20 protein-coding genes, 2 rRNA genes and 1 riboswitch are annotated in these 26,424 nt (G+C 54.9%); of the genes, 2 read left to right on the top strand and 20 right to left on the bottom strand.

The genetic code is table 11. The features are described from left to right. Nucleotides 1-7 precede the first annotated feature (7 nt). The 15 genes from purH to MKY86_RS01710 form a co-directional block, all read right to left on the bottom strand. The gene (gene purH, locus MKY86_RS01780) at nucleotides 8-1,555 is read right to left on the bottom strand and encodes a bifunctional phosphoribosylaminoimidazolecarboxamide formyltransferase/IMP cyclohydrolase (protein ID WP_076080180.1); all 1,548 of its coding nucleotides are present in this window, start codon (nucleotides 1,553-1,555) and stop codon (nucleotides 8-10) included. A 405-nt stretch (nucleotides 1,556-1,960) separates the two neighbouring features. Beyond that, nucleotides 1,961-2,575: a phosphoribosylglycinamide formyltransferase gene (gene purN, locus MKY86_RS01775; protein ID WP_076080178.1), complete on the bottom strand. Its 615-nt coding sequence runs from the start codon at nucleotides 2,573-2,575 to the stop codon at nucleotides 1,961-1,963. Next, entirely contained in the window at nucleotides 2,575-3,615 is a 1,041-nt protein-coding gene (gene purM, locus MKY86_RS01770) for a phosphoribosylformylglycinamidine cyclo-ligase (RefSeq protein ID WP_036730936.1), read from the bottom strand. Before purM ends, purN begins: the two co-directional genes overlap by 1 nt. Before the next feature lie 821 nt (nucleotides 3,616-4,436). Further along, nucleotides 4,437-5,933: an amidophosphoribosyltransferase gene (purF, locus tag MKY86_RS01765; protein WP_076080335.1), complete on the bottom strand. Its 1,497-nt coding sequence runs from the start codon at nucleotides 5,931-5,933 to the stop codon at nucleotides 4,437-4,439. Beyond that, nucleotides 5,918-8,164, bottom strand: coding sequence for a phosphoribosylformylglycinamidine synthase subunit PurL (gene purL / locus MKY86_RS01760; RefSeq protein WP_076080176.1), 2,247 nt, complete (start codon nucleotides 8,162-8,164; stop codon nucleotides 5,918-5,920). The genes purF and purL overlap by 16 nt, the downstream gene beginning before the upstream one ends. Continuing rightward, nucleotides 8,142-8,831 (bottom strand): phosphoribosylformylglycinamidine synthase subunit PurQ, encoded by a 690-nt coding sequence (purQ, locus tag MKY86_RS01755; protein WP_076080174.1) that lies wholly within the window; start codon nucleotides 8,829-8,831, stop codon nucleotides 8,142-8,144. Before purQ ends, purL begins: the two co-directional genes overlap by 23 nt. Before the next feature lie 5 nt (nucleotides 8,832-8,836). After that, nucleotides 8,837-9,082, bottom strand: a complete 246-nt coding sequence (purS, locus tag MKY86_RS01750) for a phosphoribosylformylglycinamidine synthase subunit PurS (protein ID WP_019913657.1) — start codon at nucleotides 9,080-9,082, stop codon at nucleotides 8,837-8,839. A gap of 283 nt (nucleotides 9,083-9,365) precedes the next feature. Continuing rightward, nucleotides 9,366-10,256 (bottom strand): phosphoribosylaminoimidazolesuccinocarboxamide synthase, encoded by an 891-nt coding sequence (locus MKY86_RS01745; protein WP_076080172.1) that lies wholly within the window; start codon nucleotides 10,254-10,256, stop codon nucleotides 9,366-9,368. A 203-nt stretch (nucleotides 10,257-10,459) separates the two neighbouring features. Then, on the bottom strand, nucleotides 10,460-11,755 hold the full coding sequence (purB, locus tag MKY86_RS01740; protein WP_076080170.1) for an adenylosuccinate lyase: 1,296 nt from the start codon (nucleotides 11,753-11,755) through the stop codon (nucleotides 10,460-10,462). 6 nt (nucleotides 11,756-11,761) lie between these two features. After that, nucleotides 11,762-12,988, bottom strand: coding sequence for a 5-(carboxyamino)imidazole ribonucleotide synthase (purK, locus tag MKY86_RS01735; protein ID WP_083685336.1), 1,227 nt, complete (start codon nucleotides 12,986-12,988; stop codon nucleotides 11,762-11,764). A gap of 107 nt (nucleotides 12,989-13,095) precedes the next feature. Then, on the bottom strand, nucleotides 13,096-13,581 hold the full coding sequence (gene purE, locus MKY86_RS01730) for a 5-(carboxyamino)imidazole ribonucleotide mutase (protein WP_076080169.1): 486 nt from the start codon (nucleotides 13,579-13,581) through the stop codon (nucleotides 13,096-13,098). A 243-nt stretch (nucleotides 13,582-13,824) separates the two neighbouring features. Further along, nucleotides 13,825-13,926, bottom strand: a riboswitch (purine riboswitch). A 163-nt stretch (nucleotides 13,927-14,089) separates the two neighbouring features. Then, nucleotides 14,090-14,524, bottom strand: a complete 435-nt coding sequence (locus MKY86_RS01725; protein WP_076080167.1) for a universal stress protein — start codon at nucleotides 14,522-14,524, stop codon at nucleotides 14,090-14,092. Between the two features lie 50 nt (nucleotides 14,525-14,574). Then, the gene (locus MKY86_RS01720) at nucleotides 14,575-14,838 is read right to left on the bottom strand and encodes a DUF1294 domain-containing protein (RefSeq protein ID WP_036693313.1); all 264 of its coding nucleotides are present in this window, start codon (nucleotides 14,836-14,838) and stop codon (nucleotides 14,575-14,577) included. A 78-nt stretch (nucleotides 14,839-14,916) separates the two neighbouring features. After that, a complete protein-coding gene (locus MKY86_RS01715; RefSeq protein ID WP_083685309.1) occupies nucleotides 14,917-16,164 on the bottom strand; it encodes an MFS transporter in 1,248 nt (415 codons plus the stop codon). Between the two features lie 113 nt (nucleotides 16,165-16,277). Further along, a complete protein-coding gene (locus tag MKY86_RS01710; RefSeq protein WP_076080165.1) occupies nucleotides 16,278-18,416 on the bottom strand; it encodes a DNA topoisomerase III in 2,139 nt (712 codons plus the stop codon). 130 nt (nucleotides 18,417-18,546) lie between these two features. Between MKY86_RS01710 and tsaA the strand changes: the two genes are divergently transcribed. Further along, a complete protein-coding gene (tsaA, locus tag MKY86_RS01705) occupies nucleotides 18,547-18,990 on the top strand; it encodes a tRNA (N6-threonylcarbamoyladenosine(37)-N6)-methyltransferase TrmO (protein WP_076080163.1) in 444 nt (147 codons plus the stop codon). A gap of 20 nt (nucleotides 18,991-19,010) precedes the next feature. Continuing rightward, nucleotides 19,011-19,916 carry a helix-turn-helix domain-containing protein gene (locus MKY86_RS01700; protein WP_076080161.1) on the top strand — a complete coding sequence of 302 codons (906 nt, stop codon included), beginning with the start codon at nucleotides 19,011-19,013 and terminating at the stop codon, nucleotides 19,914-19,916. Nucleotides 19,917-20,054: 138 nt separating this feature from the next. On the opposite strand, the gene MKY86_RS01695 is transcribed toward MKY86_RS01700, so the two are convergent. The 5 genes from MKY86_RS01695 to MKY86_RS01675 form a co-directional block, all read right to left on the bottom strand. Continuing rightward, complete coding sequence (locus MKY86_RS01695; protein ID WP_076080159.1) at nucleotides 20,055-21,188, bottom strand: DUF4179 domain-containing protein; 1,134 nt, start codon at nucleotides 21,186-21,188, stop codon at nucleotides 20,055-20,057. Next, nucleotides 21,163-21,723 carry an RNA polymerase sigma factor gene (locus tag MKY86_RS01690; protein WP_076080329.1) on the bottom strand — a complete coding sequence of 187 codons (561 nt, stop codon included), beginning with the start codon at nucleotides 21,721-21,723 and terminating at the stop codon, nucleotides 21,163-21,165. The genes MKY86_RS01695 and MKY86_RS01690 overlap by 26 nt, the downstream gene beginning before the upstream one ends. Before the next feature lie 172 nt (nucleotides 21,724-21,895). Further along, entirely contained in the window at nucleotides 21,896-22,654 is a 759-nt protein-coding gene (locus MKY86_RS01685; protein ID WP_076080157.1) for an acyl-[acyl-carrier-protein] thioesterase, read from the bottom strand. A 229-nt stretch (nucleotides 22,655-22,883) separates the two neighbouring features. Further along, a 5S ribosomal RNA gene (rrf, locus tag MKY86_RS01680) occupies nucleotides 22,884-23,000 on the bottom strand. 157 nt (nucleotides 23,001-23,157) lie between these two features. Continuing rightward, nucleotides 23,158-26,205, bottom strand: a 23S ribosomal RNA gene (locus MKY86_RS01675). Nucleotides 26,206-26,424: the final 219 nt, after the last annotated feature.

The raw sequence follows: 26,424 nt of genomic DNA, 5'->3' as shown, positions 1-26,424 counted from the left end.
CAGCGTGCTAGTGTTTGAAATGGCGTACGCCGGTGAAGACCATGGCAATGCCGTATTCATTGGCAACCTTAATCGATTCCTCGTCCTTGATCGAACCTCCCGGCTGAATAACTGCCGTAATGCCCGCCTTCGCAGCCATTTCCAGGGTATCGCCCATCGGGAAGAAGGCATCTGATGCCAGCACAGCACCCTTCGCTTTCTCGCCTGCTTGTTCAATGGCAATCTTGGCCGCACCGACACGGTTCATCTGTCCTGCACCTACACCGACTGTCATATCGTCAGCCGCTAGCACGATGGCGTTGGACTTCACATGCTTCACAACCTTCCAGCCGAACAACAGCTGCTTCAGCTCTTCTTCGGTAGGCTTGCGGTCAGTTACCACTTGCAATTCCTCAGGATTCACAGAGTGTACGTCGCTCTCCTGCACCACCATTCCCCCTTCAACGGAGGTGACCACAAAGCTGCTCTTGCGGGATGCAGCAGTGCTGAGGTTGCCCAGCTTAAGCAGGCGGATATTCTTTTTCTTCGTCAGGATCTCCAGCGCTTCGTCCGTGAAGCCTGGGGCCAAGACGATTTCGAGGAAAATATCCTTCAGCAGATTAGCCGTGTCCGCATCAATAATCCGGTTGGCTGCCACAATTCCGCCGAAGATGGAGGTAGGGTCCGCATTGTACGCTTTTTGATACGCTTCATAGACGCTTGTGCCCACGCCCACACCGCAAGGATTCATATGCTTCACGGCTACAACGGCAGGCTCTTCGAATTCTTTGACAATCTGGAGCGCTGCGTTCGCGTCATTGATATTGTTGTAGGACAACTCTTTGCCGTGCAGCTGCTCAGCAGCCGTCAGGGTATCCTGCGCCGCCAGCGGCTTGCGGTAGAACGCAGCCTTCTGGTGCGGGTTCTCCCCATAGCGCAGATCCTGAATTTTCTCATAAGTGACCGTATAGCGCTCCGGCAGCGGTTCACCGGTGACATTCGCCAGATAATCGGCAATCAGGGCGTCGTAAGCCGCCGTATGGCGGAAGACTTTGGCCGCAAGACGTTTGCGGGTTGCAAGGGTTGTATCTCCACCGGCGCGTACTTCTTCAAGCACATTCGCATAGTCGGCCGCATCGACCACCACACTGACAAACGCATGGTTCTTCGCCGCAGAACGCAGCATGGTCGGTCCGCCGATATCGATGTTCTCGATAGCCTCTTCATAAGACACATCCGGCTTGGCAATCGTCTCCGCGAACGGATAGAGATTCACCACGACGAGGTCGATGTAATCAAGGCCAAGCTCATTCATCTGACGGGTATGCTCTTCGTTGTCACGAACGGCCAGGAGGCCGCTGTGTACAGCTGGATGCAGGGTTTTGACGCGTCCATCCATGATCTCAGGGAAGCCGGTAACATCAGAGATGCCAATGACCGGAACACCTTCCTTCGCCAAAAGTGTGCTGGTGCCGCCTGTGGAGATAATTTCTACGCCTAATGCAGACAACTCGCGGCAAAAATCCACGATGCCCTGTTTGTCCGATACGCTGACCAGCGCTCTCTTGATACTCACTTTGAATAGTCCTCCTCTGGATTCACGCTAGATTATTGGGGTGTTGTACGATTGCTTATGGGTTCAGCTGTTCTGAAGCTTCATATCAGAATTACCTTGTACCTATGGAGCTATGGATGATTGCCGGATGAACGCCGGATGATTGCAGACACGAATCTTGTAGAATAGGCAGGTAATTCAGGTAATCAGGTATTTTGGTTGTTTCTGTCCTGCTATATATGCTTTTGTCCTTATGCCAGCAAACCTGTATTTTCGCAATTTCAGGCCAAGCCGCCAGATCTTCCGTCAATTACTGCCACTTGTGAAGTATTTCCCGAGAAATATCAGAATCGGCCGGGGTTTGCCTGAAATGTCGAAATCACTCCGGTTCAACAGTCAACACAGGTAGCTATACAACAGCTTCGCTTAATCGGCAATAGTCGTCATTCTTCCGTTCAATTCTACTTTTCCTGCGGCAAAAGCACTCACTACCTCAGGATACAGCGCGTATTCCACCTGATGGATGCGTGCAGCCAGCGATTCAGCGGTATCTCCAGACTGGACCTCCACGCTGCGCTGGGCGATCACCGGTCCGGTATCCATGCCTCCATCGACAAAATGCACGGTCACGCCCGTCAGCTTCACGCCGTACTCCAGCGCCTGCCCGATCGCGTCCTTCCCGGCAAACGCCGGCAGCAGCGAAGGATGAATGTTGATGATCCGTCCGGCATACGGTGCAAGCAGAACAGGGGAGATCAGCCGCATGTAGCCGGCCAGCACCACCAGTCCGATGTTCCGGCGCTGCAATTCAGCCACAATCGCGGCCTCATACTGCTCCCGGCCTTCGAAGTCCTTCGGCCGCAGCAGCAGAGCAGGAATTCCTGCCTCCTCTGCCCGCTGTGCTACAGGCGCTTCCGGTTTATCCGAGACCAGCAGCTCTATGCTGCCTCCGCCCAGCCTGCCCTCCCGCTGTGCCTGGACCAGTGCAGCGAAATTGCTGCCTGTTCCGGAGGCAAAGACAGCGATTCGGCCCCACTCCATCAGACTTCAGCTCCCGTAAAGGTAACGATACGCTCTCCTTCAGTGACCGTGCCGATCCGGTAAGCCTCTTCCCCGCTCGCCTTAAGCAGTTCCAGAGCACGCTCTCCATCCGCTTCCGCCACGACCAGCACCAGCCCCACACCCATATTGAATGTTGTGAACATATCGCGGTTGCTTACCTGCCCCTTGCTCTGCATCAGGCTGAAGACTGGCTGAATTGGCCAGGAGCCGTAGTTAATCTCAACATTCACGTTCTCCGGCAGCACGCGCGGAATATTCTCGATGAACCCGCCGCCGGTAATATGGGCCATGCCCTTGACCGGAAGCTGTTCGAGCAGAGCGAGCAGCGGCTTCACGTATATCCGGGTTGGGGCCAGCAGAACATCCGCCAGCGGCGCTCCCAGCTCCGGCACAACCTCATCTAAGCCGTAACCGTCTTCCTCCAGCAGCAGCTTGCGCACCAGCGAGAAGCCGTTGCTGTGAATCCCGCTCGAAGCCAGACCGATCACTGTGTCTCCTGGAGCAATGTCTGCTCCGGTTACCAGCTTCGCCTTATCGGCCACACCGACGGTGAATCCGGCGATATCATATTCGCCTGCCGCATACATGCCCGGCATCTCGGCGGTCTCGCCGCCGATCAGCGCGCAGCCCGCCTGATGGCAGCCTTCGGCGATCCCGGAGACAATGGCTTCAATCTTCTCCGGCACCACCTTATCGCAGGCCAGATAATCTAGGAAGAACAGCGGCTCAGCGCCCTGTACCACGATGTCATTCACGCACATGGCGACCGCATCGATGCCAATCGTGTCGTGGCGGTCAGCCGCGAACGCGATCTTCAGCTTCGTGCCCACACCGTCTGTTCCCGATACGAGAACCGGCTCTTCGTACTTGTCCTTATTCAGGCCGAACAGGGCGCCGAAGCCGCCCAGCTCCGTCATTACTTCCGGACGGTATGTGCGCTTCACATGCTTCTTCATGCGTTCTACTGCTTCATTGCCAGCCGCAATATCCACTCCGGCTTTCTTGTACGCTTCTGACACTTTTGGACACCTCATTTAAGTTAGTTTAGAGCGCGTGTTCGGGGCGGCAGGGATTTGGTTCGGTTGGTGGTTATATTCGTCATTCCGAGGAACATTTGGACTTCCGGTCGCTGTTATGGCCCGATTTCCTGATTGATACCGCTGTTTGCGGTAGAAATCGGGCCATAAAGGCGGTCGCTATCGCTCCTACAGTTCCAAATTCCCTCTCCATGACTCCCACCACCGGGTTTCAAACCCCTGCCGCAAGCCGAAATTTCGCGCCTTGCACAGCGGTAAGGGGTCGGCGCTGGGCTTCGCACAGCGCCTCCTTAGGCAACCGCTCCCCCGACTTTGCGATAGCAAACAGGACAGGGGCGGGAGCTCTCCCCGCACGGGGCGAAGCCGTGCGGTCTCTGGGGCGACAGAGCCTCCGATTTTGCGACAGCAAACAGGGCAGGGTCTGGGGCACTTCCCCGCACGGGGCGAAGCCGTGCGGTCTCTAGGGCGACAGAACCTCCGGATTTGCGACAGCAAACAGGACAGGGTCTGGGGCACTTCTGCGCACGGGGCGAAGCCGTGCATTCCCTAGGGCGACAGAATCTCCGGATTTGCGCAGCAAACAGGACAGATTCTGGAGCCAGAGGGCCCGGCGGACCGCAGGCCGCCGGGGGTGCAGCGCCGTGAAGCGTGTCCCGGCCGTGCGCAGCACACAGGGACAAAGCGGGCACCCGCACCCACGCCCTCTTAGCAAGTTTAGAGCAAACTCCTCCCACCAAACTTTCGGGTGGCCGGAGGGCAGCGCCCTCCGGAATCCCCCTTCGCAAGGGGGACTTAGGGGGATGTTAACACGAGCATCCGTCCTTCTCTTCCCCGCCGAAATCCACCTGCGTCGGGTAATCATTGTCGAAGCAGGACAGGCAGAGGCCGCCTTTGTAGTCGTCACTATTATAGCCGCCGATGGACTGGATCAGTCCGTCAGGGGAGAGGAACGCCAGGGAATCGGCGTTGATCTCCTCGCACATCTCGGCGATGGTCTTATACGAGGCAATCAGCTCGCGGCGGTCCGGGGTATCGATGCCATAGAAGCACGGATTCTTGAACGGCGGCGAGGTAATCCGCACGTGGACCTCTACGGCTCCGGCTTCGCGCAGCAGGTTGACGATCCGGCGCGAGGTCGTGCCGCGCACGATGGAATCGTCGATCATCACTACGCGCTGGCCTTCCACGACGCGGCGTACCGCGCTGAGCTTCATCTTCACGCCCTGCTCACGCAGCTCCTGGCTGGGCTGGATGAACGTGCGGCCGGTATACTTGTTCTTGATCAGCCCCAGCTCGTACGGGATGCCCGTCTGCTCGGCATAGCCGATGGCGGCGGAGATACTGGAATCCGGCACGCCGGTGACAATATCCGCATCCACGAAGGCTTCGAGCGCCATGCGGCTACCCATGCGCTTGCGCGCGGAGTGCAGGTTGGAGCCGTTCAGATCACTGTCCGGGCGGGCGAAGTAGATGTACTCCATCGCGCACAGCGCTTTGCGCTTAGGCTCGGCAAAGCGTTCTTCACGGAAGCCGTTCTGGTCCAGCACCAACAGTTCACCCGGTTCAATATCACGCACCAGCTGGGCACCGATGACTTCAAGCGCACACGACTCGGAAGCGAAGACATAGGCTTCGCCCAGACGGCCCATCACAAGCGGACGGAGTCCGTGGGTGTCTGATGCGACAATCAGCTTATCATTGGTCATCAAGAGGAAGGCAAAGCCGCCGACCAGCTGCGCCAAGGCATCCTTCGTCGCTTCGACAAAATCCTTCTGCGAACGTGCAATCAGATGCGCCAGCACCTCGGTATCACTGGTCGTCTGGAAGATCGAGCCGCCCTGCTCCAGCTGCTTGCGGATCAGCGGTTCGTTAACGATATTGCCGTTCGTGGCAATCGCCAGATCGCCGTCACGGTATTTGAAGACCAGCGGCTGCGCATTGGTCAGCCGGCTGTCTCCGCTGGTGGAGTAACGCACATGGCCGATGGACATGTCTCCCACCAGCGATGCGATCTTGTCTTTGTCGAAGACTTCCTTCACCAGGCCCATGCCGCGGTGATAGTTGAAGTCGCGTCCATCCGCCACGCAGATGCCCGCGCTCTCTTCCCCGCGATGCTGCAGAGCATGCAGGCCGTAGTAGGACATGGAAGCGGCTTCCGGGTGTCCGAAGACCCCGAAGACGCCGCATTCCTCTTTTAATGTGTCAAAAATATCTCCCGAGCCCGTTCCTTCGTTGTAAAAGTCGCCGGTCCACAGGATAGGGGCTTCCTGCTTGTTCCCGGTCTTTATTTCATAAGACATGGAATAGCATCCTCCCAAATGGTCTTGAGTTCAGTAACGACTTCATCCAGTGCAGCCGCGCCGTCCAGCGCCACACGCAGGCGGTCCCCGCCAACGGTTCCAATAATCTCAACAGGTACGCCGTAGGCGGCAACTGCAGCCTTCAGCTCTTCTGCACGATCAGGTGCCGAAGTCAGGAGGATACGGGACTGGCTCTCGCTGAACAGTGCTACATCCTGGCGAAGTCCGCCGGCAGACAGCTCAATATTCGCTCCAATGCTTCCGCTGATGCAGCTCTCAGCAAGTGCTCCGGCAAGGCCGCCTTCCGACAAGTCATGCGCCGAACGGACCAGACCGCTGCGGATCACAGCAAGCACAGCATCCAGCAGCTTGCGCTCTGTCGCCAGATCAAGCTCCGGCGGACGGCCTTCAGTCAAGCCGTGAACGGCATACTGGAATTCACTGCCGCCCAGCTCTGCCTTCGTAACGCCCAGCAGTAGTACAGCATCGCCTTCCTGCTTGAAGGCCTGGGTTGTAATATGATCGGTATCTTCAATGAGACCTACCATACCGACAACCGGTGTCGGGTAGATAGCTCCCGAAGCATTCTCATTGTACAAGCTGACATTTCCGCCGATGACCGGCGTATCCAGCACCCGGCAGGCTTCCGCCATACCGTCTACCGCACGCTCCATCTGCCAGAAGATCTCCGGCTTCTCCGGGCTGCCGAAGTTCAGGTTGTCCGTTATCGCCAGCGGCTGGGCACCGGAGCAGACGATGTTGCGGGCAGCTTCGCTAACAGCAATGCGTCCGCCCACTTCTGGGTCGAGATAGACGTAACGGCCATTACAGTCCGTAGTCATCGCCAGCCCCTTACGTGTACCGTGGATAGTTACTACAGCCGCATCGGAACCGGGACGAACCGCCGTGCTGGTGCGGACCATATAATCGTATTGATTGTATACCCATGCTTTGCTTGCTACGGTAGGCGATCCCAGTACGGTGCGCAGCGCGCCGCCCAGATCAGTCACTTCCTCATAACGCAGTGTATCAATCGCTGCATTCTCCTCGTAGTAAGCAGGAACCGCAGACGGTTTGTTATAGATTGGACATTCATCCACCAACGCCTTGACCGGCATATCGCCGACCACTTCGCCGTGATGGAACAGCTTCAGGCGGCCATCATCGGTCACCTTCCCCACCTTGCGGCAGATCACGCCCCAGCGGTCAAAAATCTCCTGCGCCTGCGCCTCATCCTTAGGCTCCACCACGAACAGCATCCGCTCCTGGGATTCCGAGAGCATCATTTCATACGGGGTCATCCCGTCTTCACGCTGCGGCACCTGATCCAGATACAGCTCCAGACCATTCCCCGCCTTGCTCGCCATTTCCGCGCTGGAGCAGGTCAGTCCGGCTGCGCCCATATCCTGAATACCGAGGACAATGCCGCTGTCGATCAGCTCCAGGCAAGATTCCATGACCAGCTTCTCCATGAACGGATCGCCGACCTGAACCGCTGTCTTCTTGGCTTCCGATTCTTCACTCAGCTCCACAGAGGCGAAGGTTGCACCGTGAATACCGTCACGCCCTGTAGGCGGACCTACGTAGAACACGGGGTTACCTACCCCTTTGGCGACGCCGCGCTGGATTTTGTCATGATCGATTAGTCCGACACACATCGCGTTCACCAGCGGATTGCCGTCATAGCTGTTGTCGAACATAATCTCCCCGCCGACAGTAGGGATGCCGATACAGTTGCCGTAGCCTGCGATCCCGGACACAACATGCTCGAACAGATATTTGACCCGGTCGCTCTCAAGCTTCCCGAACCGCAGGGAGTTCAGCAGCGCCACCGGTCTTGCGCCCATGGAGAAAATATCGCGGATAATCCCGCCCACCCCGGTCGCCGCGCCCTGATAAGGCTCTACCGCCGACGGATGGTTGTGGCTTTCAATTTTGAAGACAACGGCCTGGTTATCCCCGATGTCCACGATGCCCGCGCCTTCGCCCGGTCCCATCAGCACCTTAGGCCCGCTTGTCGGGAAGCGGCTCAGCAGCGGCTTGGAGTTTTTATATGCACAGTGCTCAGACCACATGACGCTGAACACACCGATTTCTGTATAGTTGGGTTTACGTCCCATGAAGGAGGTAATGAGCTCATATTCGCTGTCTGATACACCGAACTGACTGTAGATTTTCTGCTCCGCGATCTGCTCTGCGGTCGGCTCCTTAGCGGATACTTGCTGCGTCATAACGATCCCTCCATGTCTTGAGAATGGATGTGAACATCCGTTTGCCGTCTTCCGAGCCCAGCAGGCTATTCGCTGCACGCTCCGGGTGAGGCATCATGCCGACTACATTGCCCGCCCTATTACTGACTCCGGCAATATCGGCCACCGAACCGTTCGGGTTGTCACTGTAGGTGAATACGATCTGATTATTCGCGTTCAGCTCTGCGAGCGTCTCTTCATCACAATAATAATTGCCTTCGCCATGCGCGATCGGAATGACGATCTCTTCATCCTTCGCATAGTCAATAGTAAACGGGGTTGTGTTATTAACGACCTTAAGCACCGTGTCATGACAACGGAACTTCATCGACATGTTGCGGCGCAGCGCGCCCGGCAGGAGACCCGCTTCGGTCAGAATCTGGAACCCGTTGCAGATGCCAAGCACGAATTTGCCCTGCTCTGCCGCCTTAGCCACTTCAGCCATTACCGGAGCGAACCGGGAGATTGCGCCGCAGCGCAGATAGTCACCATAAGAGAAGCCGCCAGGCACGAGAATGCAGTCATACGCCGACAGGTCTGTCGCTGTATGCCATACATAATCTACTGGTTCGCCGAGGCTGTCTTCTACTGCTTTGTAGCAGTCAATGTCACAATTGGAGCCTGGAAAGACAAGTACCGCAAATTTCATGACGTTTAGTCCTCCAATTCGTAGCGGTAATCCTCGATCACCGTGTTGGCCAGCAGCTTCTCGCACATTTCCTTCAGGCGTCCTTCCGCTTCTGCGCGGTTATCGGTATCCAAGGTCAGCTCCATATATTTGCCAATCCGCAGGCTTTCAACTTCCTGGAATCCAACGGAATGCAGGGCACCCTGCACGGCAACTCCCTGAGGGTCGAGCACGCTTTTCTTGATGGTGACGTAGACTGTCGCTTTTAACATACGCTTGTAGTTCCTCCTAGAGTTTAATGAACTGAATTAGGCTTAATGGCAGCTTGCTTAACTGCATAATGTACAGCTATATTCTCAATATTCTCTGCAAAATTAGCCTTAGTTGCATTTCATACAGCTATTTCTACGGACATCTGCGTTTCAGGTCATCCCGCTAATGTTTAGTTGTACCGGATACAATTAAACAGCAAATGGCCTCTTTTTCGGGCAAAATAACTGTAGAGAATGCAATTAAAGTTGGCTGTATCTCTTTAGAATAGGATAATACGATAATCTATAATGCCTTCCCGGTCAGGCGGTGATAGATATCCAGGTACCGGCGCGACGTCTCTTCAACCACCTCAGGCGGCAACGGGTCCGGCTTACTGTTTTTGTCCCAGGAGGAGGCTGACAGGTACGTGCGAACCGGCTCCTTATCCATGCTGTCGATCTCTATATCCAGTGCGTACTTGTCCTTGGCCCAGAAGCGGGAAGCATCCGGTGTGAAAATCTCATCGATCAGAATCACCTTACCGTCCAGCAGACCGAACTCGAATTTGCAATCGGCGAGGATGATGCCGCGTTCTTCACAATAGGCTCTGGCAAAAGCGAACAGCTTCAGGCTCTTCTCCTTCAGCTCCAGCGCAAGCTCTGCACCGATCTGCTCCTGCATCTGCTCAAAAGGGATATCCTCATCATGGCCGACATCATTTTTGGCTGCCGGTGTGAAAATCGGTTCGGCCAGCACTGCATTCTTGTGCAGTCCCTTAGGAAGCACGATTCCGTTCACCTTGCCAGTCTCCTGATACTGCCTCCAGCCACCTCCGGTAATGCAGCCGCGCACGACACATTCGATATCAATCCGTTCGGCTTTGCGGACGACCATGATCCGGTTCTTCAGCGCTTCACGGTCCTTCACAATATCCCCGAGCTTGTCCACCTCGATATGCACCACATGGTTCTCGATCAGCTCCCGGGTCTGGCCGAACCAGAAGGCGCTAAGCCGGTTGAGCACATTGCCCTTATCCGGCACTGCCGGGTCCAGCACATAGTCGAAGGCAGAGATCCGGTCTGTCACCACGATCAGCACCTCATCCCCCAAATCGTACAGCTCACGAACCTTGCCTTTGTAGAGCAGCGGCGCATTTATTAATTCCACGGCAGTGGATACGGCCGATGATGTCATGACCTTTCCTCCCTTGAACAAATGATCTTGCTATAATTTCTCCTTCGGGTTAATAGGGTCACTTCAGAAATTTTGGACTTCCGAGGATAAAGGCGAACGCTGACGCTTCTCCAGTTCCAAAATCCCCTCCGCTCCTCCTTTAACCCCAACATCTAAATTCTCTCCAGCTCATCAGTTCACCACTGACTTACTATTTTTAAAGATTAGATTAGCTCCAGCTTGCGGAAGATGGTGTCCACATGCTTCAGATGCCAGGAAGGATTGAACGCATCCTCAATCTCTTCTGCGCTAAGAACGGCAGTGATCTCCGGTGTAGCTTCAACGATGTCACGGAACTGGGTCTGCTCCTCCCAGGCCTGCATCGCACGCGGCTGCACAGTGTCGTACGCCTGCTCACGGCTGAAGCCCTTGTCGATCAGCTTCGTCAGAATACGGCCGGAGAACGGAACGCCGAAGGTACGGTTCATGTTGCGCTTCATATTCTCAGGGAATACGGTCAGGTTCTTCACGATATTGCCGAAGCGGTTCAGCATATAGTTGAGCAGCATGGTCGCATCCGGCAGGATAATCCGTTCCACGGAGGAATGCGAGATATCCCGTTCGTGCCACAACGGCACGTTCTCGTAAGCTGTCATCATATGGCCGCGGATGACGCGCGACAGGCCGGAGATGTTCTCGCAGCCGATCGGGTTACGCTTGTGCGGCATAGCGGACGAACCCTTTTGACCCTTGGCAAAAGCCTCCTCTACCTCGCGGATCTCACTCTTCTGCAAAGCGCGGATCTCGGTAGCGAACTTGTCGAGGGAGGTGGCAACCAGTGCCAGCGCCGCCATATACTCTGCATGACGGTCACGCTGCAGCGTCTGGGTGGAGATTGGTGCCGGGCTGGTGCCCAGCTTGCGGCAGACGAATTCTTCCACGAACGGGTCGATGTTGGCATAGGTGCCGACCGCCCCGGAGATTTTGCCGAATTGTACGCCGTTGGCCGCATGACGGAAGCGCTCCAGGTTCCGCTTCATTTCCTCATACCAGAGCGCCATCTTCAGGCCGAATGTTGTTGGCTCTGCATGTACGCCATGGGTACGGCCCATCATCGGGGTATCCTTGTAGGCGATGGCTTTGTCTTTTAGAATCTCAATGAACCGGATAATATCCTGCTCCAGAATCTCGTTGGCCTGACGCAGCAGGTAACCCAGCGCCGTATCGACCACATCTGTCGAGGTTAGTCCGTAATGCACCCATTTGCGCTCTGCGCCAAGACTCTCGGATACGGCACGGGTAAAAGCAATCACATCATGGCGCGTCTCCAGTTCAATCTCATCAATCCGCGCAATGTCGAATTTGGCATCCTTGCGCAGCTTCGCGGCATCCTCATGCGGGATCACTCCCAGCTCGGCCCACGCCTCACAGGCGCAAATCTCAACCTCCAGCCACGCGTTGAATTTATTCTCTTCGGTCCATATGGCCCGCATCTCAGGTCTGCTGTAACGTTCAATCATAGCTTGTCAGTTCCTCCAAAGGTTAGTTTGCTCTACCCAGGACAATCCGTCGCCGGTATCCTTGCAGAGCAGGTTGATATGGCCCATTTTACGGCCGGTTTTGCTCTCGGTCTTACCATATATATGAAGCTTGGGCGATATCCCAAGCCGGGTTGCCTCTTCATTCGCACAGCAGGCTGCCTGAACGGCTCCGTCCAGATGTTGGCCGAGTACATTCACCATCACCACAGGAGTCAGCAGCTTCGTATCGCCCAGGGGCAGATTGCAGATCGCCCGCACATGCTGCTCGAACTGCGAGGTCACGCAGGCATCCATCGTGTAATGGCCGGAGTTATGCGGACGCGGGGCCAGCTCATTGACGAACAGCTCTCCATCCTCCGTCACGAACATCTCAACCGCCAGCAGCCCGACCGCCTTCATACCGGAGACAATCCGCTCGGCCAGCTCGCAGGCCCGCCGCTGAATCTCCTCCGGCACCCGCGCAGGGACAATGGAGAGATGCAGGATATTATCCACATGAATGTTCTCGGCAGGCGGGAAGCTCTTAACCTCCCCCGAGGCGCTCCGGGCGGCGATGACCGAAATCTCGCACTGGAAGGCGATGAATTTCTCCAGCACCAGCTCCGGCACTTGCGCCCCGGGCGCGACCTGCCGGAACGCTGCGGCCAGCTCTTCCGGTCTGCGGATGACGGCTTGTCCCTTGCCGTCATACCCCCCTGTGGCTGTCTTCAGCACACAGGGCAGGCCCAGGTCGGCAGCCGCCGCTTCCAGTTCCGCCAGGCTGCCAACCTTGCGGTACGGGGCAACGGGCACGCCGGCCGCCTCGATTGCCGCCTTCTCGCGCAGCCGGTGCTGCGTCGTATACAGCAGCGCGCTGCCCTGCGGCACGTACGATTCCTCCGCCAGCAGCGCGGCTACACCCGCGTCCACGTTCTCGAACTCGTACGTGATGACGTCGGAGCGCCGTGCCAGCTCGCGCGCGGCGTCCCGGTCATTGTACGCCGCAGTGATCTGCGGCGTCACCTGCCCGCACGGCGCATCCTTTGCCGGGTCCAGCGCCACGAAGCGGTAGCCCATGGCGCTGCCGGACAACGCCATCATGCGCCCGAGCTGCCCGCCGCCGAGCACGCCGATCGTTGCGCCGGGCAGCAGCGTCCGTGGCGGCTGCGCCCCGGTCTCTTCCCGCTGTGCCTCAGCCCCGGCAGCTATCGCTTCGCCTTCAGCCTTCACCATTCGCCCAGCTCCGGCACCTTCCGCTTCGCCTTCAGCCTTTACCGCGCGCTCCGCTCCGGCCAGCTCCGCGCCGTCCTCCAGCCGTCCGGCCTTCAGCTCCTCCGGGCTCATAGGCTCTCGCTGCTTTCCAGCACCTCGCGCTGAGTGGCCTCGCGCCGCAGCTGCACCCTTCTCGCCACCTCCGGCTCGAAGGCGCCGATGATCTGCGCCGCCAGCAGTCCCGCATTGATAGCTCCGGCGCGTCCGATCGCTACCGTCGCTACCGGGATGCCCGCAGGCATCTGCACAATAGACAGCAGCGAATCCATGCCGTTCAAAGCCTTCGACTGTACGGGAACCCCGATAACAGGCAGCGTGGTCTTCGCAGCCACCATACCCGGCAGATGCGCCGCGCCGCCCGCTCCGGCGATAATGACCCGCAGGCCGCGCTCCGCGGCCTCCTCGGCATAACGGAACATCAGATCCGGTGTGCGGTGTGCGGAGACAACCTTTTTCTCATAAGCTATGCCTAGCTCCTCCAACACCGCACAGGTATGCTCCATCGTTTCATAGTCCGATTTGCTGCCCATAATGACACCTACTTGCACAGACATCGTTCACCCAGCCTTCCATTTCCGTTATAGAGATTTCTCTGATTTCAGTGTGTCCCGTTTCCTGCCAATTCCCGCATGAACCGTGAAAAATAGCCCGGACTCCAGACGCATTCTGCTGCGGGTGGACCCGGACTACTAAGGAATCAGGTGATAACCGCCCGGCAGCTGCATACTCCCCGTCTCTACAGGCAGGAGAATGCAGGAACACCGCCCCGGGCTGCGGGGAGGCTATCTGCTGTCGTTCCAGTTATCCTATTTCCTCGTAGTCCGGCAATTTACGGTTACCGGGTAGAAACTTCCGGGCCCTATCCCCGGTTTTATACGAGCTCTTCATAGATTCAGTTTAACAACGCCCTACACATCATGTCAACTTAAACACGAACATTGTCATATCATGTCTGTAAAATGTTCGCTTTTGGGCTTGATTGAAAATCTTATTCCCGCTAATCCGCCCATCTGCACATTAAAAAAAGGGGAACGCCGCAGCGTCCCTCTACTAAAGTTCCTATTATTTAACAACCAGCACCGGAATGCGCGCACTTTGCACTACATTATGGCTGACGCTGCCCAGAACAAATTCCCGGATACCGCCCAGCCCCCGGCTGCCGATTACGATCACATCTGCATTCTGCTCCTTGGAATAATTCAGAATAATTTCCGCAGGCGATCCCTGCAGCAATTCTACCGTAGCATTCAGACCTTCGGCTTCCAAGCGGCTTTTCACTTCATCCGTAGTCTGGACCGCGAGGTCATAATAATCCTTGTTCACCGATGCCGGCAGAGGCGCGAGAGCTTCCCCGATGAAGAATCGCGGGAATTCAAATGCGTGTACGACGTACAAGGAGGACCCCGGAGTTACCTTAGCCAGCTCAATCGCCCGTTCCAGAGCCTGATTCGAAGCCTTTGAACCGTCATAGGCAAGCAGAATTTTAGAGAATAACATATACGCCACCTCTTTCTATTATTTACATCATTACCAAGCCTGCAAAGGTCTTACCTCAAAAAATATCCATACAGCACCATATTCAGCAGCAGCAGCAGCGGAATTCCGAGTCTGAAGGAAGTATGCCTTGTCTTGTGGCGTTTGCGGTACATGGCAATCAGCACACCCAGCGCACCGCCCATGAACGCCAGCAGGAACAGTGTCTTCTCCGGCACCCGATCCCGTCTTTTCCGGGCCTTGTTCTTGTCTTCCGACATCACGACATACCCGATAATGTTGATCAGCGCGAACCACAGCAATACAACCTTGACCATCCTTCCGGCCCCTCCTCCTAGCATCCTATCTGCTCTCTATTATATTACCCAATCCGGCAAAACACCAATAACCTCACATCACCGGCCCTGCAACCGCCGCTCTTTCTTGCTCCGCTTGCCTGCGAATCCGGCCTCCCTGATCCAGAACCAGGACAGCACCGCCGCAAGCACCGCTGCAATAGCGCCCAGCCAGAAGCCTCCGCGCAGACCGTACGCCGCACTCATCCATCCCGCTACAAAAGGACCGCCTGACATGCCGATCGCATACACCGCCTGATAGAACCCCATCGCTGTCGCCCGCTTGAACGGAGCTACCCCGGAGACGGATTTACCCAGCAGCAGCGGGAAGATCAGGCCTTGCATGAACCCGTTTCCGATCTGTGTGGCACATAAGGCGGCAAGCGTTGGCATCGAAGGAATGAGCAGCGTGAACACCGCACTTCCGGCAAAACCGAGCATCAGCGTCCCCCGGTCCCCCAGCCACCGGCCGAACAGGCGCGCTCCATAGAGGGTCGCTACCGCATGAGGCAGCATAAAAGCCAGCGTCAGCCAGCCGAGACTCCCCTTGCTCGCGCCAATATAGAGCGCCTGGTTCGGCGTGTAGCCGAACATTGTAATGAACAGCACACAATGGGCCAGCACCGATAACAGCGATACTTTTACCAGCAGCGGCTCCTTCACGACACCGGCCAGATCCTTGAGCTTAATCGCCGTGCGCTTCTCCAGCTGTTGCTCCGGAAGACGGACGACCAGCAGCATCGCGGCCACCGCCACAATCCCACCGATGATGAACGGGGTATTCCAGCCGAAGTGGTCTACGATATAGCCGCTGATCATCATGCTGGTCAACTGGGCAATCACCGTGGTGAACTGGAGCATACCCATAGCCCTGCCCGCCTCTTCTTTCGGAAAATACCCCGCGAACATCACCGAATATACTACCCACGCCGATGCTGCTATCCCCGAAACCGCCCGCGCCGCCAGCGCCCAGCCCGGATGTGCCCCTGCCAGGAACAGCAGACAGCTCGCTCCGCTTGCGATCAGCCCCAGATAAATGAACGGCCGCCGCCGGTTAAGTACATCTGAACCCATCCCTATAGGCAGCCGGAACAGAATCTGCATCAGTCCGTAGATCCCCAGCACCGCTCCCACCATGACATAAGAAGCTCCCAGATGCTCCACATACGGCGAGAGCACCGGAACATAGATATAAGAAGAGAACCAGAACATAAAGACGATCACCAGAAAATACAACCGGCTGCTCCCCTTCGTACCCGGAGCCTCTGCCGCTTTCGCCACACCCGCTAAACCTTCAGCCGCCGCCACTTCTCCACCTGCCCCACTCTATTTACCGGAGCCCTAACGCTGACCCCGTATCAATCTTCTACAGTAAAGCATATCTGCCGTCCCTTGGACAGCCTTACTTTGGCTTCTTGCGGCTACTTGCCCTTCTGTTTCGCTTCCATCGCAGCCTTCAGCAGGTCACCAAGATTGTTGCCGGCACTTTCCGTCTTGCTGTACTGCTGCACCAGCTTCTGCTGCTCGCGTTTGTTGATATGCTTGTGGTCCTTATCCATCGTCTCTGTAATTCCGCAGCCGAGGCACTGCACATACTTCCCGGCCTTGCCTTCCTTCATCTCCATCTTCTTATGGCACTGCGGGCAGCGGCGGTTCGACAACTGCTTCTCGCCCGCCCGGGTGTAGCCGCAGTCCTCCTTCGGACAGACCAGCAGCTTGCCGCGTTTGGTCTTCTTTTCTAACATCCTTGTTCCACACTCCGGACAATGGCTGTTAGAGACATTATGCGGCTTGTATTCCGCTCCGCTGTTCTTCACCCCGGACACCAGCTCCTGGGCCATACTCCGGATACCCTGCAGGAAAGGCTCCGGGCGCCCCTGCCCGCGCGCAATTCTCTCCAGCTCCGCTTCCCAGCGTGCCGTCAGCTCCGGTGTACGCAGCTGTCCCGAGACCAGCTCAATCAACTGCTTGCCCTTGCCGGTCGGATGCAGCAGATTGCCCTGCCGTTCAATCGTATCCGAGCTGACCAGCTTCTCAATAATATCCGCACGGGTGGCTGGTGTCCCCAGCCCATGCTTCTCCATCTGCGTCAGCAGCGTGGCTTCATTATAACGCTTAGGCGGCTGTGTCCGTCCCGGCTTGATGATGCAGCGCTCCACCTTCACAGGGTCGCCTTCCCGCAGCTCCGGCAGCTTCAAACTGCCTGCTGCGGGTTCATCCCCCGCATCCTCCTCGTCGTCATCCGAGCTCATATCTCCGCCGTATACCTCACGCCAGCCTGCATCCTTGATGGTAGTTCCCTTGACATAGAAGCTTTCCCCATCTACAGTTACCGTCACAGCTACGGCGTCATAACGGGCCTGAGGATAGAACAGGCTGATGAACCGCCGTACGATCAGATCGTAGAGCTTCCGCTCTTCCGCACTCAGCAGATTGAGCAGCACCGTCTGCTCTGTCGGAATAATCGCGTGGTGATCGCTGACCTTGCTGTCATCGACAATCCGCTTCGTAATCGGCAGCGGCTTCCGCAGCAGCGGTCTGGCGAGGGCTGCATACGGCCCGACAGCCACGCTGTCGAGCCTTTCTTTTAGCGTGCCCGTCATATCAGCGGTCAGATAACGGCTGTCTGTACGCGGATAGGTGACCAGCTTATGCTGTTCATACAGCTTTTGGAGCACACTTGAGGTCTGTTTCGCTGAGAAGCCGAATTTACGGTTGGCATCCCGCTGCAGTTCTGTCAGATCATAAGCCAGCGGATGCGGCTCGCTTTTCTCACTCTTCAGGACCTTGGTAATCCTTCCGCTGCGGCCTGTAAGCTTATCTTTAAGAACTCCTGTCTTCTCTCTATCAAAAATCCGTCCATCCCCGCCCTGCGCGCGCCATCCCGCCTGGAAATTCCCGAAATCACCAGTCAGCAGATCATATTCCTGGGAACGGAAGCCGGTAATCTCATTCTCCCGGTCCATAATCATTCCCAGGGTAGGTGTCTGCACACGCCCCGCAGAGAGCGGCGCGCCGAACTTGCAGGTTAAGGCCCGCGTCACATTCAGCCCGATCATCCAATCCGCCTCAGCACGGCAGCGGGCAGATTCATACAGCCGGTCGAAATCCCGTCCAGGCCGCAGCGAAGCGAAGCCCTCCTTAATGGCCTTATCCGTCTGCGAAGAGATCCACAGCCGCCGGAACGGCTTTTTCCAGCCTGCCATATTCATAATCCAGCGGGCCAGCAGCTCACCCTCACGTGCCGCATCCGTTGCTACGATCAGCTCCTCTATATCCTGCCGCTTCATCAACTGCTGCACAGCCTTATACTGCTGGCTAGTCTCGCGCAGCACCTTCAGCTTGGCCTTCTCTGGAAGAATCGGCAGATCCTCCAGCGCCCACGTTGCATATTTATTGTTATAGTCCTCAGGCTCAGCCAGGCCCACTAGATGCCCAAGCGCCCAGGTCACCACATATTTCGGACCTTCCATATAACTCTTCTGTTTATTCCCACAGCCCAGCACCCGCGCAATCTCACGGGCCACCGACGGCTTCTCTGCCAATACCAATACCTTCATCGTCCAAACCCCTCCCTGTCATCAACAACCTATTATACCATGACATACAAGTCCGCAATTATCATCAGGCCGAATTCCCTTCACTTCAGCTAGACTAGAATCATCCCCCAGCCGAAAGGAGTCACAGCCAATGCCCGCCTCAGAATTGTATAATATTATACCAGTAGGAGTAGTAACGGGAACACAGCAGAACCTGCGACTTGAGATTAGACCCGAATACAGACCTGCCTTGAAGGGGTTAGATGCTTTCAGCCACTGCCAGATCCTGTGGTGGATTCATGAGTTTGCAGATGATAGCTTCCGGGGGACTACTCAGATTGAGCCTCCCTATACTGCGCCGGTAAGCGGTGTTTTTGCGACCCGGTCTCCGGTCCGCCCTAATCCGCTTGGACTCACGGTTGCCCGTATTCTATCCGTTGACCTAGATCAGGGAATTGTGGAGGTCAGCGGACTGGATGCTTATCCGGGAACGCCCGTGCTTGATATCAAAGCTTATTTCCCTTCCACCGACCGTGTTCGTCAGGTTAGAGTGCCCACATGGGCCGCATCATGGGGAGAGTGGACTGTAGAGTAGACCGTAGAGGAGAGGACTTTATGAAGAACAGCCAGCTTATTCTGCAGGCGACCCAATATATCGAAGCGAATCTGAAGCAGCCGCTGTCTGTTCTGACCCTCTCCAGAGAGAGCGGCTATTCCCTGTTCCACTTCATCCGACTGTTTCAGGGAGTTACCGGACTCACACCGGGCGACTATATAGCAAGACGGAGGATTTCCGAGGCAGCCCGTGATATTCTAAGCAGACCCGGGCGGACCTTTCACGAGATCTCACTGGACTATGCTTATAATGATTACGAGACCTTCACCCGGGCCTTCAAAAGACTGCTGCGCACTACCCCCACACATATCCGCCACAAGTCTAACCCGGACATCCCTCTGCTGCTCCATCCCTTGCAGCCAAAAGATTTGCCGCACTGGTCAGACCAGAAGGGCGTCTCTCCTGACCTGATTGAGCTTGGTGCAATCAGGCTTCAGGGGCCATTCATTACCGTTACGCAAGATCATTCGGTCATCGGATCAGCATGGGAACAGCTATTCAGCAGCCTTTCTGCTATCCCGGACCGCAAGCTTCCAGAACAATATTACCAGCTAGGCTATTGGCCGGATAACTATGAGGACCAGGGAATCTTCTTTCACATTGCCTGCGAGTTGAATACCCCAGCATCCGTACGTGACGGCACTATCGTTCAGTCGTGCTGCGAACAAACAAGCCACAATCTGCCCATTCACACACTGCCGCCAGCACGTTATCTTAGATTTAAGCATACAGGGCCATCCGCAGAAGTTTCTGCCACCTACAAATATATCTATGGCGTTTTTCTGCCGAGAACCGATTACCGCCTGAACCTCTCTTATGAATTTGAATACTACGGCCAGGGCTATCTGGGCCCCTACCATCCTAACTCTATAAGTGAAATCTACATTCCGTTAACACTGCTCTAATCAGCAAAACAACCCCACAAAGTGAGGCTTTAGCTTCGATGATGACTCAGGTATTTTTCAAAAAAGCCCGCATCTGCACAGCAGACGCGGACAAGGGCTCAGCCTATCTTCCCATTCCCGTTTTCACGGTTCGCGGGTTCATGGAATCACTATAGTGCTCTCAAGGTCCTTATGATAAGTTCTCACCGGTTTCCCATTGTCATCCAACAAGAGCTTCAGATCATTATCCAAAGTCATGGTATACGGTCTGACCGTAATCGTCTTAGGGGTTTGCGGGAAGGTATTGTATAGGCTATCTACAATAGGATGCTGAACAGCCTTCATCAAGGCATATCCTTGCTTGGAAGCAGCAACATTACCCGCATCATCCACAAGCTCATAGAATACCGCAGTTGGACCATATTCCCCTGTCTGCTCCGGTGATGCAGGCACTTCCCCTTCACTGGTGATGATCATCCTCATGGCAGCAGGCGTGATGTCCAGACTCTTTACTTTATAATGGAAGGAGTCTTTGCTCGCCCCCTGGCCCGGGGTAAGGTTGATGATTCCCTCCGCAAGCTTCTTCGCTGTTACCTCGAACTCAAACGGCTCGGCGATCTGGGCAACCGGTACGCGGATATTCACCTTGAATTCGTCTCCGAGAGCCGAAGCATTGTGCAGTTCTCTAAGCTCCAATAAGAGGGTGTTCGGTTGTCCTTTTACGTCACCTGTGATAGAAGAACCGAAGCCGATAGGCTCTCCTGTCGCCAGAGTAACCTCTGGCAGACCCAGCAGTCCTTTAGTTGATTGATCGAATTCATGGGTTTTAAAATCAGTAATCTCCGCAAGCACCCGCTCATCTGCTACTCCGGTTCTTTCGAAGCCGATGGCCAACTGGATTCCGTCATAAAATACCTCCGTAACACTTAAAGTCACTCCATCTTTGGTAACGCTCATATTAGGTGAAGTAGCCAGGCCCTGTTCCGCCGCTAATTTCAGTCCCGGGTTCTCCGTGTGCTTGAATATACTGCTGAAGACAGGAATTTGACTCAAGGTTTCGGCCCAGGCAGGAGAGATGAACCCTGCGGTTATCGTACCTAACCCTATCACTGCAGCTATACTTGCGGCTGCTAACGTCTTCTTAAGCAATTTGCTTCCTCCTCTGGTCTCCAAATGTTCGATCCGGTTCATAATCTGCTCATTATAGCTATCTACAGGAAGCTCTACTCTTCCGACGCTGCTGCGAATACGTTCCAGCATTTGCTTCTCAGTTTGATTCTGCGACTTCTCCATGAGCACACCCTCCCTTTTCATCCGCTTTTTGCTGAATCAGTTTTTTACGGAGCCGTTCATATTTTTTGCGCAGCGCCGCCGAACTGCTTCCGGTAATCATTGAGATCTCTTCGAAGCTGTATTGTTCAATGACACGAAGGATTAATAGCCCCCGCTCTTCCGAAGTGAGATTTTCAAAAATCCGGTCTACCGGTGACTCCTCCGGCAACGCTTGTTGATTCGTCATCAGTTGCAGCTTATACAGGGACAGCAACCGGCTGCGTCGCTTACGCCTGCGAAGCTGGTCCAGACAATGATGATAAGCCACCTTATATAGCCAGGCCGAAAAAGAAACCCGCCGTTCATAACGCCCAAGCTGCTGATACACCTTAACGAATATATCCTGCACAGCATCCTCTGCTTCTTCACGGCTCCTTAGGAGATAGTAGCAATACGTGTAAATCTTTTTTTCATACTCCTTAATTATTGTTGAGAACGCTTCCCTGTCTCCTGCATGTACCTGATGAATGGCTTCTTCAATCTTATTTGGATTCATTGGGCCCCCGGGGTTGCCTTGCTCCAAAGGAATCACCTCCACTTTCCTTTTACACCTGTATAACGAATGCCAATTGTGTATTTGTGACATATAAGGAAATAGCAAATATGACAAAAGACAGTTCCCCTGAAATTCGAGCAACTGTCTAGATTTAACGCTATGTAAGTCTCTCTCAGACATCAACCTTTCTTCCAAGCTTTAGGCAAGCTTCAAAAAAGATCCGCTCCCCGCCTTGCCCGCGCACATATATACCTTCTTCAGTTAGAGAAGATCGCATAACACTAATCTCCTCAGCATATTTGGCTTCCTGGGCATAGGTGATATGAAGCCCCGTAAGCTCTAACTCCTCCCACTCCTCCAGCGCCAGAGCATCACAACATAAATCTGCATACCGCGCGTTGTTAAGATGTTTGTTGTTATCCAGCCCGCTATATCTTACCTGATAACGGTAAGCCTCCTGCAAGGGGAGTTCGTATGGAATAATTACTTTATCCGGCAGACTTCCTACGGAATCCTCTAAATACGGCTCAACAACAATAGGCAAGGCTGACGGACGCAAAATCTTCCGCTTCCCGATATCCACAAGGGCCCAGATCGAGCGCGTCGAAGCCAGCTCTACACCTTGGGCGTCATAGATCCGGTAATCCCGCTGCCAGAGCGGTCCTTTGTTTCCTTTACTCCAGGTATGTACCTCAAGAAGCTCACCCGGGGATGGCAGACGCTGCAGATTCAGATCCAGGGTGATGACCATCCAGCCCATGCCCGCCTTGAGCATACTCTCCATACTTAGCCCCAGGCTGCTTACAGCCGAATCCGCAGCACGCTGCATGATATCCAGCAGGAAGGAGAGCTTGCCCCTTGACCGGTAATCCGTGTCACTTGCCTGAACCCTGAACTGCTCTGTCCACAAAAAGCTGCTATGCTTGTCCATAACTTTTGGCTCCTTCACCTGTCTATCCCCAATTTTCGGTACCTATCCACATTATTCTAACGGATATCCACATCATTTGGGGAGAAGTATCAAAAAAACTAAATCTATCCACATGTGTATAACTATGCGCCACTTGTAAGAAGACCTGGAATCTACTCACAACCTGTCCACAATGCTTCCCCGAAAATACAAAAAGACCACTGTTGAGAAATCAACAGTGGTCATGTGTGCTTGGCAACGTCCTACTCTCCCAGGACCCTTCGGTCCAAGTACCATCGGCGCTGGAGGGCTTAACGGTCGTGTTCGGGATGGGTACGTGTGGAACCCCTCCGCTATCGCCACCAAACGGATTTTTTCCGGTCGGCTTACTCCCTGAATTTCTTCAGGAAAATAATCAACCTTCCAAAATAATCGCTACAGAAAATATCAAACCATCGGTTTAACATCCTGCCAGGCTTGATCGCCTGAAAACTGAATCCGAAACGAATCTGCGTGTTAGAAATTTGGATAAGCCCTCGACCGATTAGTATTGGTCAGCTCCATGCATTGCTGCACTTCCACCTCCAACCTATCTACCTCGTCGTCTTCAAGGGGTCTTACATACTGGGAAATCTCATCTTGAGGGGGGCTTCACGCTTAGATGCTTTCAGCGCTTATCCCGTCCGTACGTAGCTACTCAGCCATGCTCCTGGCGGAACAACTGATGCACCAGCGGTACGTCCATCCCGGTCCTCTCGTACTAAGGACAGCTCCTCTCAAATTTCCTGCGCCCACGACAGATAGGGACCGAACTGTCTCACGACGTTCTGAACCCAGCTCGCGTACCGCTTTAATGGGCGAACAGCCCAACCCTTGGGACCTACTTCAGCCCCAGGATGCGATGAGCCGACATCGAGGTGCCAAACCTCCCCGTCGATGTGGACTCTTGGGGGAGATAAGCCTGTTATCCCCAGGGTAGCTTTTATCCGTTGAGCGATGGCCCTTCCATGCGGTACCACCGGATCACTAAGTCCGACTTTCGTCCCTGCTCGACTTGTAGGTCTCGCAGTCAAGCTCCCTTATGCCTTTGCACTCTGCGAATGATTTCCAACCATTCTGAGGGAACCTTTGAACGCCTCCGTTACTCTTTAGGAGGCGACCGCCCCAGTCAAACTGCCCGCCTGACACGGTCCCCGTACCCGCTAAGGGCACTAGGTTAGAACCTAGATACGATCAGGGTGGTATCCCAACGGCGCCTCCGCAGAAGCTTGCGCTCCTGCCTCCACGGCTCCCACCTATCCTGTACAGATCGTACCCAAATTCAATATCAAGCTGCAGTAAAGCTCCATGGGGTCTTTCCGTCTTGTCGCGGGTAACCTGCATCTTCACAGGTATTAAAATTTCACCGGATCTCTCGTTGAGACAGCGCCCAAGTCGTTACGCCATTCGTGCGGGTCAGAATTTACCTGACAAGGAATTTCGCTACCTTAGGACCGTTATAGTTACGGCCGCCGTTTACTGGGGCTTCGGTTCACAGCTTCGGGTTTAACCCCTAACCGCTCCCCTTAACCTTCCAGCACCGGGCAGGCGTCAGCCCGTATACTTCGCCTTACGGCTTCGCACAGACCTGTGTTTTTGCTAAACAGTCGCTTGGGCCTTTTCACTGCGGCCCCCTCGGGCTATTCACCCTACCGAGGCACCCCTTCTCCCGAAGTTACGGGGTCATTTTGCCGAGTTCCTTAACGAGAGTTCTTCCGCGCGCCTTAGAATTCTCTTCTCGCCTACCTGTGTCGGTTTGCGGTACGGGCACCTTCTCCTGACTAGAGGCTTTTCTTGGCAGTGTGAGATCATGACCTTCGCTACTATAATTTTCGCTCCCCATCACAGCCCAGCCTTACGATGTGCGGATTTGCCTACACACCAGCCTCACTGCTTAGACGGACATCCATCAGTCCGCGTCACTACCCTCCTGCGTCACCCCATCGCTCATAGCGGATTACGGTGGTACAGTAATTTCAAACTGTTGTCCTTCGACTACGCCTGTCGGCCTCGCCTTAGGTCCCGACTTACCCTGAGCGGACGAGCCTTCCTCAGGAAACCTTGGGCTTTCGGCGGATCAGATTCTCACTGATCTTTTCGTTACTCATACCGGCATTCTCACTTGTATACTCTCCAGCGCTCCTTACGGTACACCTTCAACGTATATACAACGCTCCCCTACCCCAGGATCGACTTCACTCCAGCTTCGAAGTCTGTGTTTATCCCCTGAAAGCATTTAGCCATTCACCCCTTCGGATGTTTCACGGCATCAATGTCAATCTGGATAAACACGCCTCAAAGGCGCAGTGAAGTCGATCCTAGCCATAGCTTCGGTGGTGTGTTTAGCCCCGTTACATTTTCGGCGCAGAGTCACTCGACCAGTGAGCTATTACGCACTCTTTCAATGGTGGCTGCTTCTAAGCCAACATCCTGGTTGTCTGTGCAACTCCACATCCTTTCCCACTTAACACACACTTGGGGACCTTAGCTGATGGTCTGGGCTGTTTCCCTTTTGACAATGGATCTTAGCACTCACTGTCTGACTCCCGGCAAGAAGTAAATGGCATTCGGAGTTTGACTGAGCTTGGTAACCCTTGCGGGCCCCGCACCCAATCAGTGCTCTACCTCCACCACTCCATTCACCGAGGCTAGCCCTAAAGCTATTTCGGGGAGAACCAGCTATCTCCGAGTTCGATTGGAATTTCTCCGCTACCCCCACCTCATCCCCGCATTTTTCAACATGCGTGGGTTCGGGCCTCCAGTGCGTGTTACCGCACCTTCACCCTGGACAGGGGTAGATCACACGGTTTCGGGTCTACGTCCACATACTTAGTCGCCCTATTCAGACTCGCTTTCGCTGCGGCTCCGGCTTCTCACCTTAACCTTGCATGTTAAACGTAACTCGCCGGTTCATTCTACAAAAGGCACGCCATCACCCATAAAGAGGGCTCTGACTTTTTGTAAGCACACGGTTTCAGGTTCTATTTCACTCCCCTTCCGGGGTGCTTTTCACCTTTCCCTCACGGTACTGTTTCACTATCGGTCGCCAGGTAGTATTTAGCCTTAGCAGATGGTCCTGCTGGATTCATACGGGGTTTCACGTGCCCCGCACTACTCGGGATCCGTCTCGGAGAGAACACAGTTTAGGCTACAGGGCTTTTACCTCTATCGCGGGCCTTTCCAGACCTCTTCACCTACCATATTCCTTTGTAACTCCATGTGAGACGTCCCACAACCCCAAGAGGCAAGCCCCTTGGTTTAGGCTGTTCCGCGTTCGCTCGCCGCTACTGACGGAATCACTATTGTTTTCTCTTCCTCAGGGTACTTAGATGTTTCAGTTCCCCTGGTCTGCCTCTGCGTATCCTATGTATTCAGATACGAGTAACTGCGAATTACCACAGCTGGGTTTCCCCATTCGGACACCCCCGGATCAAAGCTTGCTTACAGCTCCCCGAGGCAGTTTCGTTGTTCGCCACGTCCTTCGTCGGCTCCTGGCGCCTAGGCATCCTCCGTGTGCTCTTAGTAGCTTAACCAATGTGTTTTCCGTTAGGAAAATCACGGTAGCAACTAATAACTATTTCCACTTGCTTACACAAGTTTCAGCTAAAAGATGTTCTAAAACGCAAATTCGTTTCGGTATCCAGTTTTCAAGGATCAAGTTTCTTACTTGAGAGCTTAAACTCTCAAAACTGACCAACGAGTGAGTATTCGAACCCAAGGGTTCTATTGTGGAAGCTTAGCTTCCGATTTGA

Origin of the sequence: Paenibacillus sp. FSL R7-0333 (assembly GCF_038000365.1) — a bacterium.
In the GTDB taxonomy this organism is placed as follows: Bacteria; Bacillota; Bacilli; order Paenibacillales; family Paenibacillaceae; genus Paenibacillus_AQ; species Paenibacillus_AQ silagei.
This window is presented reverse-complemented; position numbering and strand designations above follow the sequence as displayed.